A 14,638-nucleotide genomic window follows, 5' to 3' on the forward strand; every position below is an offset into this window, starting at 1 on the left:
GCCGAGTGGCAGTCTAGCCGAACTGGCCGACCTCAGCCATTCGAGCCCGCCGTGAGGGTGAGGACGGTCACCTCGGGCGGGCACGCGAACCGGTACGGCGCGTACGGGGAGGTCCCGACACCGGCAGAGACGTGCAGCCAGGAGGTGTAGTCGCCTGCGTGGTAGCGGCTCAGCCCCTTCGCCTGGGCGGTCGGCAGGTCGCAGTTCGTGGTCAGCGCGCCCCAGCCCGGAAGGCACACCTGGCCGCCGTGCGTGTGGCCGGCGAACAGCAGCGGCAGCCCGTCCACCGTCATCGCGTCCAGCACCCGCGCGTAGGGCGCGTGCGTGACCCCGAGCGCCAGGTCCGCGTCCGGGGCCGGCGGTCCGGCCACCAGCGAGTAGTCGTCGCGGTGCAGGTGGGCGTCGTCGGTGCCCCGGAACTCCAGGCGCAGCCCGTGCACGTCCAGCGTCACCTTGTGACCCGTCACGTCCTTCCACCCGCCGGACGCCAGCCCCTCCCGCAACGCCTCCGTGGGGAGCACCTCCCGGTCCTCGTGAACGCCGTCACGGCTCGTCGAGGACGCGAGGTACGCCAGCGGGTTGTGGAACGTCGACGCGGTGTAGTCGTTCGAGCCGAACGCGAACACCCCCGGCACGTCCAGCAGCCGGCCGAACGCCCCGAGCAGGGGCTCCAGCGCGTCCGCGTGCGAGATGTTGTCGCCGGTGTTCACCACCAGGTCCGGCTCCAGCCCCGCCAGCGCCCGGACGAAGTCGAGCTTCGCTCCCTGCCGCGCGGCGAGGTGGATGTCGGAGACGTGCAGTACCCGCAGCCGCGGCGCCCCCTCCGGCAACACCGGCACCGTCACCCTGCGGACGCGGAACGCCCGCGCCTCGAACGTCCCGTAGACCACGCAGGCAGCGCCGGCCAGCGCGAGCCGGCCGGCGAGCTTGCCGATCACCGGCGCGGTTTCCTCGTCGGCTCCGTGGACGGGGTCGGGCTCGACGTCGGCTTGGGCTCCGGCTTCGGACCCTTCGACACGATCACGCCGATCTCGCTGCCCTTGGGCACCGAGCCCGACCGGGTCAGGCCGATCAGGCCACCCTTGGCGACGGTGTCCGAGTACTGGTAGGTCACGTAGCTGCTGAACCCCGCCGAGGACAGGGCGGCCCGACAGCTCGACCACCCCATGCCCGAGCAGCTCGGCACGGACTCCGTGTCGCCGTTCAACACGGACGCTTGCGCCGTGGCGAACTCGTCGTGCTCGTCGATGTCCGCCAGCGCCTGCTGCATCGCCGGTTTGAGCATCTTGCTGCCGGCGTCGGCGCCGTAGCCGGTCAGGTACGTCCCCGAGTGCGGCAGCCGGACGTTGCGGAGGTAGCTGTACTTGCTGTTCCAGTACTTCTTGTACTTGGGGCTGTTGTCGTAGCTGATCACGGCGGCGGCGACCAGGTTGGGCGTGTAGCCGACCGACCACTCCGCCTTGTTCAGCGGCACCGTTCCCGTCTTGCCCGCCAGGGTGTAGCCGGGGATCTGCGCGTACCGCAGCGTCCCGCTCGTGAACGGGCCCTGGAACACCTTGTTCACCGCGTCGGCGATCTCCGGGTCGACCACCTGCTTGCAGCCGGCGCTCGGCACGTCGTACTTCCCGCCGTCGGCATTGGTGATCGACTTCAGGATCACCGGGTTGCACTTCGTGCCCCGGTTGGCCATCGTTCCGTACGCGGTGATCATCGACAGCGGCGTGATCTCGGCCGAACCGAGCGTGAAGGACGGGATCGCGTTGAACTTCTCGACGATGTCCTCACCGCTGGCCAGCTGCAGGCCCACCCGCTTGGCCAGCTTGGTCACCTTGCACAGGCCGACCTTCTGCTCCAGCGGCACGTAGTAGTTGTTCACCGACTGCGCGGTGCCGTTGTACATGTTGTAGTTGCCGACCTCCGGGCCGTCCACCACCCAGCGCTTCAACACCTTGAACGAGCCCGAACACGACTGGAACGTCTCGCCCTGGTAGTTCTTGCTGGCCCGGACGTGGAAGCTGGTCTGGACGCCGAAACCGTTCTCCAGCGCCGCCGCTGCGACGAACATCTTGAACGTCGAACCGCCCTGGAAGCCGTCCGCGCCGTTGAACCCGGTGCCCACCGCGTAGTTGTAGTAGGTCTGGCCCTTCTTCTTGCCCATCTCCGGCCTGCTCTGGGCCATCGCCTTGATCAACCCCGTCTTCGGGTCCATCATCACGACCACTCCGATCGCCGGGTCCCTCGGGTCGACGTTCCTGCTGACCACCTTCTGCGCGGCCTTCTGCGCCTTCGGGTCGATTTCGGTGGTGATGGTCAGGCCGCCGCGGTACACGCGCTCCAGCCGCTCCTCCTCGGTGGTACCGAGGGACGTGGCCTGCTGCTTGAGCACCTCGAGGGCGTAGTCACAGATGAACGGCAGCTTCGAGTTCGCGCAGCCCTTCCGCGAGAACGTCACCTTCTTGACGTCGAACTTGGTGGCCTTCGCCTCGGCCGCCTGGTCGGCGGTGATGACGTTCAGCTCGGCCATGCGGTCGAGCACGTCGTTGCGGCGCTGGACGCCGACCTGCGTGTGCGTGCGGGGGTTCGACGCGACCGGGTTGCGGACGAGGCCGGCCAGCATCGCCGCCTGCGGCAGGTCCAGGTCGGCCGCGCTCACCCCGAAGTAGTGCCGGGCCGCGGCCTCCACGCCGTACGCGCCGTCGCCGTAGTAGGCGATGTTCAGGTAGCGCTCGAGGATCTCGTCCTTCGTGAACTGCTTCTCCACCGCGATCGCGTAGCGCAGTTCGCGCACCTTGCGGGCCACGGTGTTCTCGGTTGCTGCGGCCTTCGCCGCGGCGTCGTTGTTCTCCTCGGCCTGCTCGACCAGGACGAGGCGGACGTACTGCTGGGTGAGGCTGGAGCCGCCCTGGGTGTTGCCCTGGCTGGTCGAGACCAGCGCGCGCAGCGTGCCCTGGAGGTCCATCGCGCCGTGTTCGTAGAAGCGATGGTCCTCGATGGCCACCTGCGCCTGCTGCATGACCAGCGAGATCTTGCTCAGCGGCTCGTAGATGCGGTTCTCGTCGTAGAAGTAGGCCAGGACGGTCCCGTCCGCGTTCAGCAGCCGCGACCGCTCCCACTGCGGGGTCTCCTTGAGCGCGGTCGGCAGGCTGTCGAGGCTGGTCACCGCCGACGTGCCCGCGGTGGTCGCAATGCCTGCGATGGGGACGACCAGGCCCGCGGTGAGCAGGCCGCCGAGCACCGATACCACCGCGAACATGAGCAACGAGTACAGCCGTCTCCCCATACGCATGGTTTCTAGGGTACGTGACGCTCCCCAACCACCGGAATGTGACGTGCCAGCAGTTCCACAGTCGCTGAATCTGCACTTCACAGTCTTCCGGTGCTTGACAGACCATCGGCCATACACCTAGCAATTGCTTACACCGCAGCGCGGGTCACCCCCCGAAAGGATCAGAGCAATGACGCTCGGAGTCGACGACTGGACCCTTCAGGCCAAGTGCCGTGGACTGCAGGACGAGCTCTTCCCCGAGGGTGCCGACCAGAAGCGGGCCCGGTCCGTCTGCTACTCCTGCCCGGTCCGCAACGAGTGCCTGGCCGAGGCCCTCGACAACCGGATCGAGTGGGGCGTGTGGGGCGGCATGACCGAGCGCGAGCGCCGACAGCTGCTTCGCCAGCGCACCGACATCACCTCGTGGACGTCCATCCTGTGCCCGAAGGGACGCCGCTGCGAGTGACCGGCGTGGACCCGGGATCGGCATTGTCGGCGGCATCCTCGATACTGGGCGCATGACGAAGTGGGAGTACGTGACCGTCCCCCTGCTGGTGCACGCCACCAAGCAGATCCTCGACAACTGGGGCCAGGACGGGTGGGAGCTGGTCCAGATCGTTCCGGGCCCGAACGCGGAGAGCCTGGTGGCCTACCTGAAGCGCCCGGTGGAGTGATGAACGAGGAGCTCGACGAGGTGCTGGCGTCCGCCCGCCTCGCTGGCCTCGGGATCGACCTGCCCGCGGTTCCCGCTCCCGTTGCCGCCTACCTCCCGGCCGTCACCTCCGCCGGACAGGTGTTCACCGCAGGGCAGCTGCCGTTCGTCGACGGGACGCTGGCCGCCGTCGGGAAGGTCGGAGCGGAGGTCACTGCCGATCAGGCGGCAGGGCTGGCCCGCACCGCAGCACTGAATGCCGTCGCTGCGGCCGCGTCCGTCGCCGGCGGTGTGGACGGCATCCGGCGGGTGGTGAAGCTGGTCGTCTACGTGGCCAGTGCCCCGTCCTTCACCGGTCAGCCGGCCGTCGCCAACGGTGCGTCCGAGCTGCTCCAGCAGGTGTTCGGCCCTCGCGGCAGCCACGCCCGCAGCGCGGTCGGCGTGGCCGTCCTCCCGCTCGACTCCCCGGTCGAGGTCGAGCTGGTCGTCGAGGCGAACGCCGCCTCGTTCTGAGGGTGGTCGTGGCCGAGTCCAGGACCGCGCTGGTGCGCCGCGCGCGGGCCATCCACCACGAGCTGGGGGAGCTGTACCCGGACGCCCACTGCGAGCTGGACCACGCCAACGCCCTGCAGCTGCTCGTCGCCACCGTCCTGTCCGCCCAGTCGACCGATCGCCGGGTCAACACGGTCACGCCGCTCCTGTTCGCGCGGTACCCGGACGCGGCGGCGCTGGCCGCGGCGGACCGCGCGGAGTTGGAGGAGCTGATCACCCCCACCGGCTTCTTCCGGGCCAAGACCGAGGCGCTGCTCAAGCTCGGCGCCGCCCTCGTCGAGCGCTACGGCGGCGAGGTGCCCGGGACGCTGGAGGAACTCGTCACGCTGCCCGGCGTCGGCCGCAAGACGGCGAACGTGGTCCTCACCGACGCCTTCGGTGTCCCCGGCATCACCACCGACACCCACCTGATCCGGCTCTCCCGACGGTTCGGCTGGACGCAGTCCGACAAGCCGCCCCAGGTCGAGGCCGACGTGGGCGCGCTGTTCCCGACGTCGGACTGGATCTCGCTCAACCATCGGGTGATCTGGCACGGCCGGCGTCGCTGCCACGCCCGTCGACCCGCGTGCGGCGCCTGCCCGCTGGCCCCGCTGTGCCCCGCCTACGGCGAGGGTCCGACCGACCCCGCCGTGGCGGCGAAGCTCGTCCGGGAGCCCCGCGGATGAAGCGCTGGCACTACTCACTGTGGGCGTTCGGGATGGCGATCGCCCTGCTGGTGGCCGCCGGGTGCGCGGGCCTGCTGCCGGGCGTGGGGGCAGCGGCGACCCCGTCCGCCACGGCCACGGCGACGCCCACGGACCTGGTCTCGGCGCGGCGGGCCGCCGGCATCGAGGACTGCCCACCGAGCTCGTCGTTGCCCGCGGTGAAGGGCGGCCTGCCCGACGTCACCCTGGACTGCCTCGGCGGGGACTCGACGGTCCGGCTGGGCGGGCTGCGCGGGCCGATGCTGATCACCCTGTGGGCGCAGTGGTGCGAGCCCTGCCGCGACGAGGGACCGCACATCTCCGCGTTCGCCGCGTCCCAGAGGGACGTGGCGGTGCTGGGCATCAACTACTCCGACCCGCAGCCCGCGCTGGCGATCGACTTCGCCCAACTGATGGGTGCGACCTACCCCCAGCTGTCCGACCTCGACAACACGCTGAAGGCCCCGCTGGGCATCACCGGCATCCCGTACTCGCTGTTGATCGATGCGGACGGCAGGATCGTCGCCCGCCACCCCGGTCAGTTCATCTCGCTGGAGAACGTGCAGGAGTGGGTCGCCAAGGGGCTGGGCGAGTGAGCACCCCCGTCCCGGAGGAGCTGCTCGCGGCCCGCGAGCGGTTCACCCGTCCCGACGCGCTCGGGTTCATCCGCGGCGCCCGCGTGCCGACCGGCCAGCGCAGGGCGGCCGTCCTGATCCTGCTCAGCAAGGGCGCCGATGGCTACGACATCCCGCTGATCGAGAAGCGTCCCGACCTGCGCACCCACGCCGGGCAGGTCGCGTTCCCCGGCGGCTCGATGGAGCCCACCGACGCCGACGCGGTCGCGGCCGCCCTGCGGGAGGCGGACGAGGAGGTCGGCGTCCCGCCCGGCACGGTCGAGGTCCTCGGCGCCCTCCCGGACGCCCACATCCCGCGCAGCGGCTTCGACGTGACCTCCGTCGTCGGCTGGTGGGGTGACCCGCGTCCGCTCGTGCCCGTCGACACCGCCGAGGTCGCGGCAGTGCACCAGGTGTCCGTCGCGAGCCTGCTCGACCCGGCCCACCGGTCGACGTGGATGCTGCCCGGCGGCTTCAGCGGGCCCGCGTTCGCGCTCGGCGAGCTGTACGTGTGGGGCTTCACCGCGTTCCTGCTCGACGGGCTGTTCGACCTGCTCGGCTGGACGCAGCCCTGGGACGCGTCCCGCGTCACCGAGATCCCCGGACGTTTCCTGCGGGAGCGCCCGTAGGCGAGGATGGGGACATGGCTCCCTGGTGGCAAAGCGCGGTCGTGTACCAGATCTACCCGAGGTCCTTCGCGGACAGCGACGGGGACGGGGTCGGCGACCTGCGGGGCATCGCCGCCCACCTCGACCACCTCAGCGCGCTCGGTGTCGACGTGGTCTGGCTGTCCCCGGTGTACCGCTCGCCGATGGACGACAACGGCTACGACATCTCCGACTACACCGACATCGACCCGCTGTTCGGCACCCTGGCGGACATCGACGCCCTGATCGAGGGCCTGCACACCCGCGGCATCAAGCTGGTGATGGACCTGGTCGTCAACCACACCTCCGACGAGCACGCGTGGTTCGCCGACTCCCGCGACCTGTCCTCGCCGATGCGCGACTGGTACATCTGGCGTCCGGCCCGCGACGGCCACGAGCCGGGCAGCCCCGGGGCCGAGCCGACCAACGCCGGGTCGTTCTTCTCCGGACCGGGCTGGCAGTTCGACCCCGCGTCCGGCCAGTACTACCTGCACCTGTTCAGCCCCAAGCAGCCCGACCTCAACTGGGAGAACCCTGCGGTCCGGCACGCGGTGTACGACATGATGCGCTGGTGGGTCGATCGCGGCGTCGACGGGTTCCGGATGGACGTGATCAACCTGATCTCGAAGACCTACCCGCTCGCCGACGGGCCCGCCAACGGCCCCGGCGGGCTGTGCTACGACCCGTCCATCGTGGTCGAGGGACCGCGCCTGCACGAGTTCCTGCGGGAGATGAACCGCGAGGTCGGGCTGTCGGAGAAGGAGCTGTTCAGCGTCGGGGAGATGATCATGGTGGACGCGGCGACCGCGCGCTCCCACACCGACCCGGCCGCCGGAGAGCTCGGCATGGTGTTCACCTTCGAGCACGTCAGTATCGACAACGGCCCGACCGGCATGAAGTGGGACGTGGTCCCGCTGCACCTGCCGGCGCTGAAGGCGAACCTTGCCGAGTGGCAGGACGAGATGGCCGACGTCGGCTGGAACTCGCTCTACTTCGAGAACCATGACCAGCCCCGCTCGGTGTCGCGGTTCGGGGACGACTCCGAGCCGTTCCGGGTGGCCTCGGCGAAGACGTTGGCCACGACGCTGCACCTGCTGAAGGGGACGCCGTACGTCTACCAGGGCCAGGAGCTCGGCATGACGAACGCGGGCTTCACCTCGATCGAGCAGTACAACGACCTGGAGTCGACCCGCTTCTTCGCCGAGGCGGTCGCGGGAGGTGGCGATCCGGCGCAGTTGCTGGCCGCGATCGCGTTCAAGAGCCGTGACAACGCCCGCACCCCCATGCAGTGGGACGCCTCGCCCAACGCCGGCTTCACCACCGGTACGCCCTGGCTGGCGGTGACGCCCAACCACGCGGAGATCAACGCGGTCGCGGCGATCGCCGACCCCGACTCGGTGTTCCACCACTACCGGCGACTGATCGCGCTGCGCCACGACCTCGAGGTGGTGCGGCAGGGTCGCTTCGCGCTGCTGCTGCCCGAGGACGAGCGCCTGTTCTGCTACACCCGGACGCTGGGGGATGAGGTGCTGCTGGTGGTGGCGAACTGGTCGTCGGAGCCGGTCGCGCTCCCGTCCGACCTGCCCGATCGCTCGGGTGCCGAGGTCCTGCTGGGAACCCACGACAGCACCGGTGACGAGCTGGCGGGCTGGGAGTCCCGGATCTACCGGCTCGCCTGAGTCGCGGCGGCGACCGCGCTAGGACGAGCTCCCCGGACGCGACCACGGGCTGGCGGCCTCGAGCTCGGGCTCGGGACGTCGGCCGGTGAGCGAGAGGGCGTCCACGTCCGCCTTGCCCTTGGCGACGGCGGACTTCACCGCGGCGACGGACGCCTCCGCGTTCGCCACGGTCGCCTCCGGCGGCGAGAACGTGAGCCGGCTCTTCCCGATCAGGGCGAGGACGCCGGCGGCGACGAAGAACAGCACGGCCATCACCGCGAACCCCCAGGCGAGAGCAGGCAGGAGGTCGAGGTGGAACCACGCCTGGAACCCGACCGAGAGCCAGAACGCCAGGCCGCTGAACAGCAGCGCCGCACCACTGAGCGCCACGTAGGCCGCGGCCCCGAACAGCCCGGCGCCGACGCCGGCGGCCTTCGCCTGAGGCACCAGTTCCGCCTTGGCCAGTTCGATCTCACCCTTGACGATGGTGGTGACGTCGGCCTGGATGTTCTTGATCACCTCGGCGAGGTCGGACTTGTCGGCCATTCGAGCTCCTTCGGCGCGCTGTGGTTGTCAGCCTAACGGCTGCACCGGTACCCCGACTGCCCGCGACCTCACCACGGGAAGTTGATTCCGAACCCCTCGTCCGCGCCGCGGATCGCCGCGCTGAGCTCGCTGTGGTCGACGGCGGCGCGCCAGCACATCACCGAGTACGGCAGCAGCAGGGGTTCGGGGGCGCGGGCGGAGGTGTCGTACAGGTGCCCGACCTCGTCGAGGAGGCGGTCCGAGTCCGCCTGCTCGAGGACGGAGAGCCGCGGGGCAGCACTGACCATCTCCAGCAACCCGTCCCTGGTGATCGGCACCCAGAGCCGGAACGACCGGTGTTCGACGACGGGGAAGTGCGGTGAGGCAGCGATGGAGGCGACCGAGTACAGCTCGGCGCCGCCGGTCATGGCGTCCGGGTCGTACTCGCGCAGGATCGTCGCCAGCCGACGCACCCAGGGGACGGAGTCGTCCCTGGCGGTGTGGAGGACGGCGAGCCGCCCACCGGGGGCGAGGACGCGGGCGAACTCGTCCAGGACGAGGCCGCTCGGCAGCAGGTGCAGCCCCTGGGCGACCAGCACCTGGTCGAAGGAGCAGGGCACGAACGGGAGCGCGTCCGGGGCGGCGGCGACGGCCTGCAGCGACGGGTAGCGACGCCTGGTGGCGCGGACGGCCGAGCCGGACTTGTCGCTCAGCAGGACCCGGCTGCCCAGGTCGGCCAGCCGATTCGCCGTGACCGCGGACGGCCTTCCGATCGCGAGCACGACACCGGGCTCGACCGGCGCCAGCCAGTCGAGCGCCGCCGAGGGGAAGGACCCGGGGCTCCCGTTGGTCATTCCCGCATCGTAGGCGAGGCCGGTCGGGATGGCGCCGTCGAACCTCCGCCCGGCGCGCAGGCTGTGGACAACTCGGGCCGCCCGCGGAGTTGTCCACAGGTGCGGAAGTCGGGTGAGCGGTCCTGCGCGCCGCTGCCGAGGATGACGGGCGTGGATGGGGTGGATCGGGGCAGGGACGTGCTGGTCGTCGCGGGGCCGGGTGACACGCAGGACGCGATCCTGTCAGCCGTCGCCGCGCAGGCGCTCGACGCCGAGGTGCTGACCGACCCCGACCGGCTCGTCCTGCCGTGGCGATCCGCAGGAACCGTGCTCGTGGCCGACGACCAGGCCGAGCGTGTCGTCGCGCGGGCACTGCCACACCGGCGAGGGGTGTTCCTGGTGGGTGCGGATCCCGCGGAACTCTCGGTCTGGTCCGCGCCGCTGGAGGCCCAGGTGATCCCGCTGCCCGAGGGAGCGGCGTGGCTGGGGTCCGTGCTCGCCGACGGTGCGGCCAGGGCGAGGGCGCCGGTGGTGGCGGTGGTCGGCGGCTCGGGTGGGGTGGGGGCTTCCACCCTGGCCGCCGCCATCGCCCAGGTGGCGGGGGAGCGCGCGTCGCCGGACGGGTCCGGTGGCGCGGCGCTGGTGGACGCCGATCCGACCGGGGGCGGGATCGACCTGCTGCTCGGCGCGGAGCGCGCCGGCGGCTGGCGCTGGCCCCGGCTCAGCAGCGCGGAGGGCCGGCTGGGTGACCTGAGGGGCTACCTGCCGGTGGTCGACGGCGTCTCTGTGGTCTCGATGGCGCGCGGGCAGGCCGTCGATCTCGCGCGGGAGCCGCTCGCCGCGATCGTCGGGTCGTTGTGCGCGTGGCACTCGCTGGTCGTGATCGACCCGGGACGGTCGCTCGCCGCGAGCACGCGTGAAGCCGTCCGGCTGGCGGGACGTCAGCTTCTGGTGGTGGGCGTCGGGGTGCGGGGGGCGGCCGCAGCCCGACAGACGGTCGCCGTGCTCGGGCTCGAGAGGGCGGAGCTCGTGCTGCGCGGCGGCAGGGGTGCGCTGGCGTCCGACCTGGTCGCGGAGGCGGTCGGCCGCCCTGTGGTCGCCCGACTCCCCGACGAGTCCGGCCTCCCTGCCGCGGCCGAGCGGGGCGAGCCTCCCGCCCGGGGGGCGCGACGACGCTATCGGCGGGCCGTGGTGGCGCTGGTTCGGGACCTCGTCGGCGAGGAGGAGACGCATGGCTGACGTCGATCTGGAGGCGGTGCGCGCCCACCTGGGCAGCGCTGGCCAGGAGCCCGGCCCGGTCGAGGTGGGGGCCGCGCTGCGGTCGTTGGGGATGCTCGTCAGCGAGTCGGCCGTCCGGCAGACCGTCTCTGCACTGCGGCGCGACAGTGTGGGCGCGGGGATCCTCGACCCGCTGCTGCGGCTCCCCGGCGTGACCGACGTGCTGGTGAACGCTCCTGACGAGGTGTACCTCGACCGCGGCCAGGGGCTGGAGCGCGCGGAGGTCCGCTTCTCGGGGGAGGCGGAGGTCCGGCGGCTCGCCGTCCGGCTGGCTGCGTCGGTGGGTCGTCGCCTCGACGACGGGTCTCCGTTCGTGGACGCGCGGCTGGCCAGCGGTGTGCGCGTGCACGCGGTCCTGCCGTGCGTCGCGGACTCGGGGACGTGCCTCTCGCTACGAGTGCCGAACCGGAACCGGTTGAGCATCGCCGACTGGGTGGCGTCCGGGAGCCTGACCGACCAGGGCGCCGCACTGCTGGCGGGGCTGGTGTCGACGCGGAGGGCGTTCCTGGTCTCCGGAGGCACCGGCGCCGGCAAGACCACCCTGCTCGGGGCGCTGCTCGGCCTGGTCCCCGCCGCGGAGCGGATCGTGATCGCGGAGGACTCGCGCGAGCTCCAGCCCGAGCACCCACACTGCGTGCGGCTCGAAGGCCGGCCGCCGAACGCCGAGGGCATCGGAGCGGTCACCCTCACCGACCTGGTCAGGCAGGCGCTGCGAATGCGCCCGGACCGGCTGGTCGTGGGCGAGGTGCGCGGAGCGGAGCTCGCGGACCTGTTGAGCGCACTGAACACCGGGCACGAGGGCGGCTGCGGCACCGTCCACGCCAACTCCGCCGCCGACGTGCCGGCGCGGCTCGAGGCGCTCGGGGCGCTGGGCGGGATGGGCAGGGACGCCCTGCACGCGCAGCTGGCCGCCGCGCTGCAGGTGCTCGTCCACGTGCGCAGGCTGTCCGACGGTCGTCGCTGGGTCGAGGAGGTCAGGCTGGTCCGCCCGGACGCGGCGACCGGGCGCTGTGTCGTGGTGCCGGCCATCCGGTTCCGTCCGGGTGCGGCGAGCGTTCCCGGTGACGGGTACGAGCAGCTGTGCCGCCTGGTCGGCGGAACGGACGCGCCGTGACCCTCCTCGCCGCTCTGGCAGCGGCCTTGGCCGGGTGGTTGCTCTGGGGGCCGCCGCCCACCGCTCGCCTGCGGGACGGGACGGGCGGCGCGAGGCCCGGGGGCGTCGCCCGGCTGGGTGGGCTGCTGCCGGTCGCCGCCGTGGGGGCGGCGGGCGTCCTCGGCCTCCTGCTGCGGGGCGTCCCGGGCGCGGCGATCGCCGTCGCGGCGGCGTTGCCCGTCCTCACCGCCGTGACAGTCTGGCGCTCCCACCGGCGGCGTGCGCGCGCGGAGACGCGGGCCGCCGGGGTGAGCGACGCGTGCCAGCTGCTCGCCGGGCTGCTGCGGGTGGGCCACGTCCCCGCGGCGGCCCTCCACCTGGCGGCCAGGGACGCACCCGTGCTCGCCGAGGCGGCAGCCGTCCAGCGAATCGGCGGCTCCGTCAGCCCGGTGTTGCGCGCACGGGCCAGGGAGGCCGGCCGCGGTGGCCTCGGGGAGCTGGCGGTCGCCTGGGAGGTGGCCGAGCGGACGGGCGCGTCGCTGACTGCGACGCTCGACTCGCTCGCGGAACGGCTCTCCGCGCGTCGTGCGGTCAGGAACGTCGTCGCCACCGAGCTCTCCGCATCCCTGGCCACCGGTCGCCTCCTCGCAGTGCTGCCTGCGGTGGGCGTCCTGCTCGGCTACTCGTTCGGGGGCGACCCCTTCGATTTCCTCACCGGCTCGGTGGTCGGTCAGGTCTGTCTGGTGCTCGGATCCGGTCTGGGCTGCGCCGGTGTGCTGTGGACCGAACGCATCGCCGCGCCCCGGGCCGCCACGCCGACGGAGGAGCGGGTATCGGCCACAGACCAGAGACGCGTTGTCGACGACAAGGACAGCTGACGTGCCCTGGACGATGGTCGCGGCCGCCCTCCTTGCGACGGCGATCCTGGCATGGCGGCCCACGCCCGGCGCGCGGCTGCGCGACCCGGGCCGGGAACGTCCCCGGTCCGCGCGGGACGGGCCGTCGCGCGAGCGTGTGCTCGCCTCCCTGGCGACGGGCGGCGCTGCGCTGATCCTCGTGGCCGGGCTCGGCTGGTGGGCCGTCGGCCCGGCGGCCGCGGTCGGGGTGGCCAGCTATCTCGTGCTGGGACGACTTCTCGACCCGGCGGCGACGCGGCGCAGGGAACGGATCGCCGACGACCTGCCTCAGGCCTGCGACCTGCTGGCGGTGTGCCTGGAGTCCGGGCTGCCGTTGCGCACGGCGGCCGGAGCGGTCGCGGAGGCGATGGGTGGTCCCCTCGGCGAGCGGCTGGGCGAGGTGGTGGCGAAGGTGCGGCTGGGGGCGGACGAGGCGGTGGCCTGGACCGAGCTCGGCGCGGTGGAGCCGTCGCTGGCGGCGCTCGGGCGGGAGGTGGGGCGATCCGTGACGTCGGGTGTCGGTCTCGCCCGCACCCTGCGTGCGCTGGGTGTCGACGCCCGACAGGAGGCGGCAGCGGCGGCTCAGGTGCGGGCCCGGAAGGTGGGCGTGCAGAGTGTCCTGCCCCTGATGGTCTGCTTCCTTCCCGCGTTCCTCCTGCTCGGGGTCGTCCCGATCATCGGTGGCGTCATGCTCCCCCTGCTCCCGTGAGCCGGGTTTTCCACAGCCGAGGGCGCTCCGGAGCGTTGTCCACAGGCCGAAGAAGTCGATGAGCGCTCCGGGGCTCCGCTGCCGAGGGTGAGAGGTGCGTCCACTCGGGCGCCGAGGGAAGGAGACAGGCATGGCAGGGCAACTGGTGGCAGGGGCGGACGGCGTACGTCGCAGCGGGCGCAGGGACTCCCGGGGCATGACGACGGCCGAGTACGCGGTCGGCACGGTGGCGACCGTCAGCTTCGTCGGGATCATCCTGGCGATCATCAACAACGGGGAGTTCCAGGGCCTGATCTGGAAGCTCGTCCAGCTGCTGTTCAAGCTCGTGATGCAGGCGATGGGGGGTGGGGTGTGAACCGACGCCCCGTGGTTCGGGCCGGCCGGGAGATCCCCGGCCGGCCGCCGCCGGCCCAGCGGGGGATGGTGACCGCGGAGTTGGCGTTCGCCAGCCTCGGGGCAGCACTCACCTGCGTGCTGGTCGCGTGGGCGCTCGCGCTGGTGGGCCTGCTGGTGCGATGCCAGGACACGGCTGCCGAGGTCGCGCGCCAGGAGGCCAGGGCCGACCACTCGTCCGCGGCGAGGGCGATCGAGGATCGGCCGGAGGGCGCGCGCGTGCTGGTGAGCAGGGTCGGGCAGCAGGTCGTGGTACGCGTCCAGGTGACGGCCCGGCCCTGGGCCGGCTGGTTGCCCGCCGTGCCGCTGGAGGCGAGCGCCGCCGTCGTGGAGGAGCCGTCATGACCGGCGGGCGTCCGGCTCGCACGGTGCCGATCCCGGAGCCGGACGGGTCGCGTCCGCTGCGTCGGCGGACCGGCCTGCGGCAGGTGTCGGAGCGGGGCGTGGGGACGGTGCTCGTCGCCGGCGTCCTGCTGGTGACGATGCTGGTTGGCGCTGTGCTGGTCGTCGTGGCCGGGTACGTCGCCGCCCTCCACCATGCCCGCGGTTCGGCGGACCTGGTCGCGTTGTCCGCGGCGGCCGCGTTCGCGCAAGGGCAGGATGCGTGCGTGACGGCCGGCGTCCTGGCCGCGCAGAACGGCGTGGTGTTGCAGTCGTGCAGCGTGCGAGGGGACATCCTCGAGTTCGCGGTCTCGGTGACGGTGAGCCGGCGGGTGGCCGCACCCTCGCCCGTGCTCCCCAGTGCGGTGACGGCCTCCGCGACGGCCGGAAGGACGGGGCTGGCGAGCGGGTAGGCGATCGCGGCAGCCCCGCGGTGGCCGATGCCGGAGAGCGTCGGCG

18 protein-coding genes are annotated in these 14,638 nt (G+C 72.2%); 14 read left to right on the plus strand and 4 right to left on the minus strand.

The features are described from left to right. Positions 1-32: 32 nt before the first annotated feature. Both QM779_RS16235 and QM779_RS16240 read right to left on the minus strand, forming a co-directional pair. On the minus strand, positions 33-938 hold the full coding sequence (locus QM779_RS16235) for a metallophosphoesterase (RefSeq protein WP_428537317.1): 906 nt from the start codon (positions 936-938) through the stop codon (positions 33-35). After that, complete coding sequence (locus QM779_RS16240) at positions 935-3,286, minus strand: transglycosylase domain-containing protein (RefSeq protein ID WP_428537320.1); 2,352 nt, start codon at positions 3,284-3,286, stop codon at positions 935-937. Before QM779_RS16240 ends, QM779_RS16235 begins: the two co-directional genes overlap by 4 nt. Before the next feature lie 169 nt (positions 3,287-3,455). On the opposite strand from QM779_RS16240, the gene QM779_RS16245 reads away from it, so the two are divergent. The 7 genes from QM779_RS16245 to QM779_RS16275 are packed head-to-tail and all read left to right on the plus strand — an operon-like array spanning position 3,456 to position 8,092. Beyond that, the gene (locus QM779_RS16245) at positions 3,456-3,731 is read left to right on the plus strand and encodes a WhiB family transcriptional regulator (RefSeq protein WP_428537323.1); all 276 of its coding nucleotides are present in this window, start codon (positions 3,456-3,458) and stop codon (positions 3,729-3,731) included. 52 nt (positions 3,732-3,783) lie between these two features. Then, positions 3,784-3,939, plus strand: coding sequence for a DUF4177 domain-containing protein (locus QM779_RS16250; RefSeq protein WP_428537326.1), 156 nt, complete (start codon positions 3,784-3,786; stop codon positions 3,937-3,939). Next, positions 3,939-4,430, plus strand: a complete 492-nt coding sequence (locus QM779_RS16255; protein WP_428537329.1) for a RidA family protein — start codon at positions 3,939-3,941, stop codon at positions 4,428-4,430. The genes QM779_RS16250 and QM779_RS16255 overlap by 1 nt, the downstream gene beginning before the upstream one ends. A gap of 8 nt (positions 4,431-4,438) precedes the next feature. Further along, a complete protein-coding gene (nth, locus tag QM779_RS16260; protein ID WP_428537332.1) occupies positions 4,439-5,134 on the plus strand; it encodes an endonuclease III in 696 nt (231 codons plus the stop codon). After that, entirely contained in the window at positions 5,131-5,748 is a 618-nt protein-coding gene (locus QM779_RS16265; protein WP_428537335.1) for a TlpA family protein disulfide reductase, read from the plus strand. Before nth ends, QM779_RS16265 begins: the two co-directional genes overlap by 4 nt. Continuing rightward, positions 5,745-6,395, plus strand: a complete 651-nt coding sequence (locus QM779_RS16270; RefSeq protein WP_428537338.1) for an NUDIX hydrolase — start codon at positions 5,745-5,747, stop codon at positions 6,393-6,395. Before QM779_RS16265 ends, QM779_RS16270 begins: the two co-directional genes overlap by 4 nt. Before the next feature lie 14 nt (positions 6,396-6,409). Beyond that, positions 6,410-8,092: an alpha-glucosidase gene (locus tag QM779_RS16275; protein ID WP_428537341.1), complete on the plus strand. Its 1,683-nt coding sequence runs from the start codon at positions 6,410-6,412 to the stop codon at positions 8,090-8,092. 18 nt (positions 8,093-8,110) lie between these two features. Here QM779_RS16275 and QM779_RS16280 read toward each other — a convergent pair whose 3' ends face one another. Next, positions 8,111-8,617 (minus strand): phage holin family protein, encoded by a 507-nt coding sequence (locus QM779_RS16280; protein ID WP_428537344.1) that lies wholly within the window; start codon positions 8,615-8,617, stop codon positions 8,111-8,113. Between the two features lie 68 nt (positions 8,618-8,685). After that, complete coding sequence (locus QM779_RS16285; protein WP_428537347.1) at positions 8,686-9,450, minus strand: class I SAM-dependent methyltransferase; 765 nt, start codon at positions 9,448-9,450, stop codon at positions 8,686-8,688. Positions 9,451-9,600: 150 nt separating this feature from the next. Between QM779_RS16285 and ssd the strand changes: the two genes are divergently transcribed. The 7 genes from ssd to QM779_RS16320 all read left to right on the plus strand — a co-directional run bounded on the left by ssd (position 9,601) and on the right by QM779_RS16320 (position 14,592). Next, on the plus strand, positions 9,601-10,668 hold the full coding sequence (gene ssd, locus QM779_RS16290) for a septum site-determining protein Ssd (RefSeq protein ID WP_428537350.1): 1,068 nt from the start codon (positions 9,601-9,603) through the stop codon (positions 10,666-10,668). Then, entirely contained in the window at positions 10,661-11,821 is a 1,161-nt protein-coding gene (locus QM779_RS16295) for a TadA family conjugal transfer-associated ATPase (RefSeq protein WP_428537353.1), read from the plus strand. The genes ssd and QM779_RS16295 overlap by 8 nt, the downstream gene beginning before the upstream one ends. Continuing rightward, complete coding sequence (locus tag QM779_RS16300) at positions 11,818-12,678, plus strand: type II secretion system F family protein (protein WP_428537356.1); 861 nt, start codon at positions 11,818-11,820, stop codon at positions 12,676-12,678. Before QM779_RS16295 ends, QM779_RS16300 begins: the two co-directional genes overlap by 4 nt. A gap of 1 nt (position 12,679) precedes the next feature. Beyond that, the gene (locus QM779_RS16305) at positions 12,680-13,405 is read left to right on the plus strand and encodes a type II secretion system F family protein (RefSeq protein ID WP_428537359.1); all 726 of its coding nucleotides are present in this window, start codon (positions 12,680-12,682) and stop codon (positions 13,403-13,405) included. Positions 13,406-13,535: 130 nt separating this feature from the next. Continuing rightward, complete coding sequence (locus QM779_RS16310) at positions 13,536-13,760, plus strand: DUF4244 domain-containing protein (RefSeq protein ID WP_428537362.1); 225 nt, start codon at positions 13,536-13,538, stop codon at positions 13,758-13,760. 68 nt (positions 13,761-13,828) lie between these two features. Next, positions 13,829-14,143 (plus strand): TadE family type IV pilus minor pilin, encoded by a 315-nt coding sequence (locus QM779_RS16315; protein ID WP_428537365.1) that lies wholly within the window; start codon positions 13,829-13,831, stop codon positions 14,141-14,143. Continuing rightward, entirely contained in the window at positions 14,140-14,592 is a 453-nt protein-coding gene (locus QM779_RS16320; RefSeq protein WP_428537368.1) for an Rv3654c family TadE-like protein, read from the plus strand. The genes QM779_RS16315 and QM779_RS16320 overlap by 4 nt, the downstream gene beginning before the upstream one ends. Positions 14,593-14,638: the final 46 nt, after the last annotated feature.

Source organism: Propionicimonas sp. (assembly GCF_049840635.1).
GTDB lineage: Bacteria > Actinomycetota > Actinomycetes > Propionibacteriales > Propionibacteriaceae > Propionicimonas.

Bases quoted from the DNA above. Each gene is read 5' to 3' on its own strand.
- QM779_RS16285 (WP_428537347.1), bottom strand. From the start codon at position 9,450: ATGACCAACGGGAGCCCCGGGTCCTTCCCCTCGGCGGCGCTCGACTGG.
- QM779_RS16245 (WP_428537323.1), top strand. From the start codon at position 3,456: ATGACGCTCGGAGTCGACGACTGGACCCTTCAGGCCAAGTGCCGTGGA.
- QM779_RS16265 (WP_428537335.1), top strand. From the start codon at position 5,131: ATGAAGCGCTGGCACTACTCACTGTGGGCGTTCGGGATGGCGATCGCC.
- QM779_RS16280 (WP_428537344.1), bottom strand. From the start codon at position 8,617: ATGGCCGACAAGTCCGACCTCGCCGAGGTGATCAAGAACATCCAGGCC.
- QM779_RS16240 (WP_428537320.1), bottom strand. From the start codon at position 3,286: ATGCGTATGGGGAGACGGCTGTACTCGTTGCTCATGTTCGCGGTGGTA.
- QM779_RS16295 (WP_428537353.1), top strand. From the start codon at position 10,661: ATGGCTGACGTCGATCTGGAGGCGGTGCGCGCCCACCTGGGCAGCGCT.
- QM779_RS16310 (WP_428537362.1), top strand. From the start codon at position 13,536: ATGGCAGGGCAACTGGTGGCAGGGGCGGACGGCGTACGTCGCAGCGGG.
- QM779_RS16255 (WP_428537329.1), top strand. From the start codon at position 3,939: ATGAACGAGGAGCTCGACGAGGTGCTGGCGTCCGCCCGCCTCGCTGGC.
- QM779_RS16250 (WP_428537326.1), top strand. From the start codon at position 3,784: ATGACGAAGTGGGAGTACGTGACCGTCCCCCTGCTGGTGCACGCCACC.
- QM779_RS16320 (WP_428537368.1), top strand. From the start codon at position 14,140: ATGACCGGCGGGCGTCCGGCTCGCACGGTGCCGATCCCGGAGCCGGAC.
- QM779_RS16275 (WP_428537341.1), top strand. From the start codon at position 6,410: ATGGCTCCCTGGTGGCAAAGCGCGGTCGTGTACCAGATCTACCCGAGG.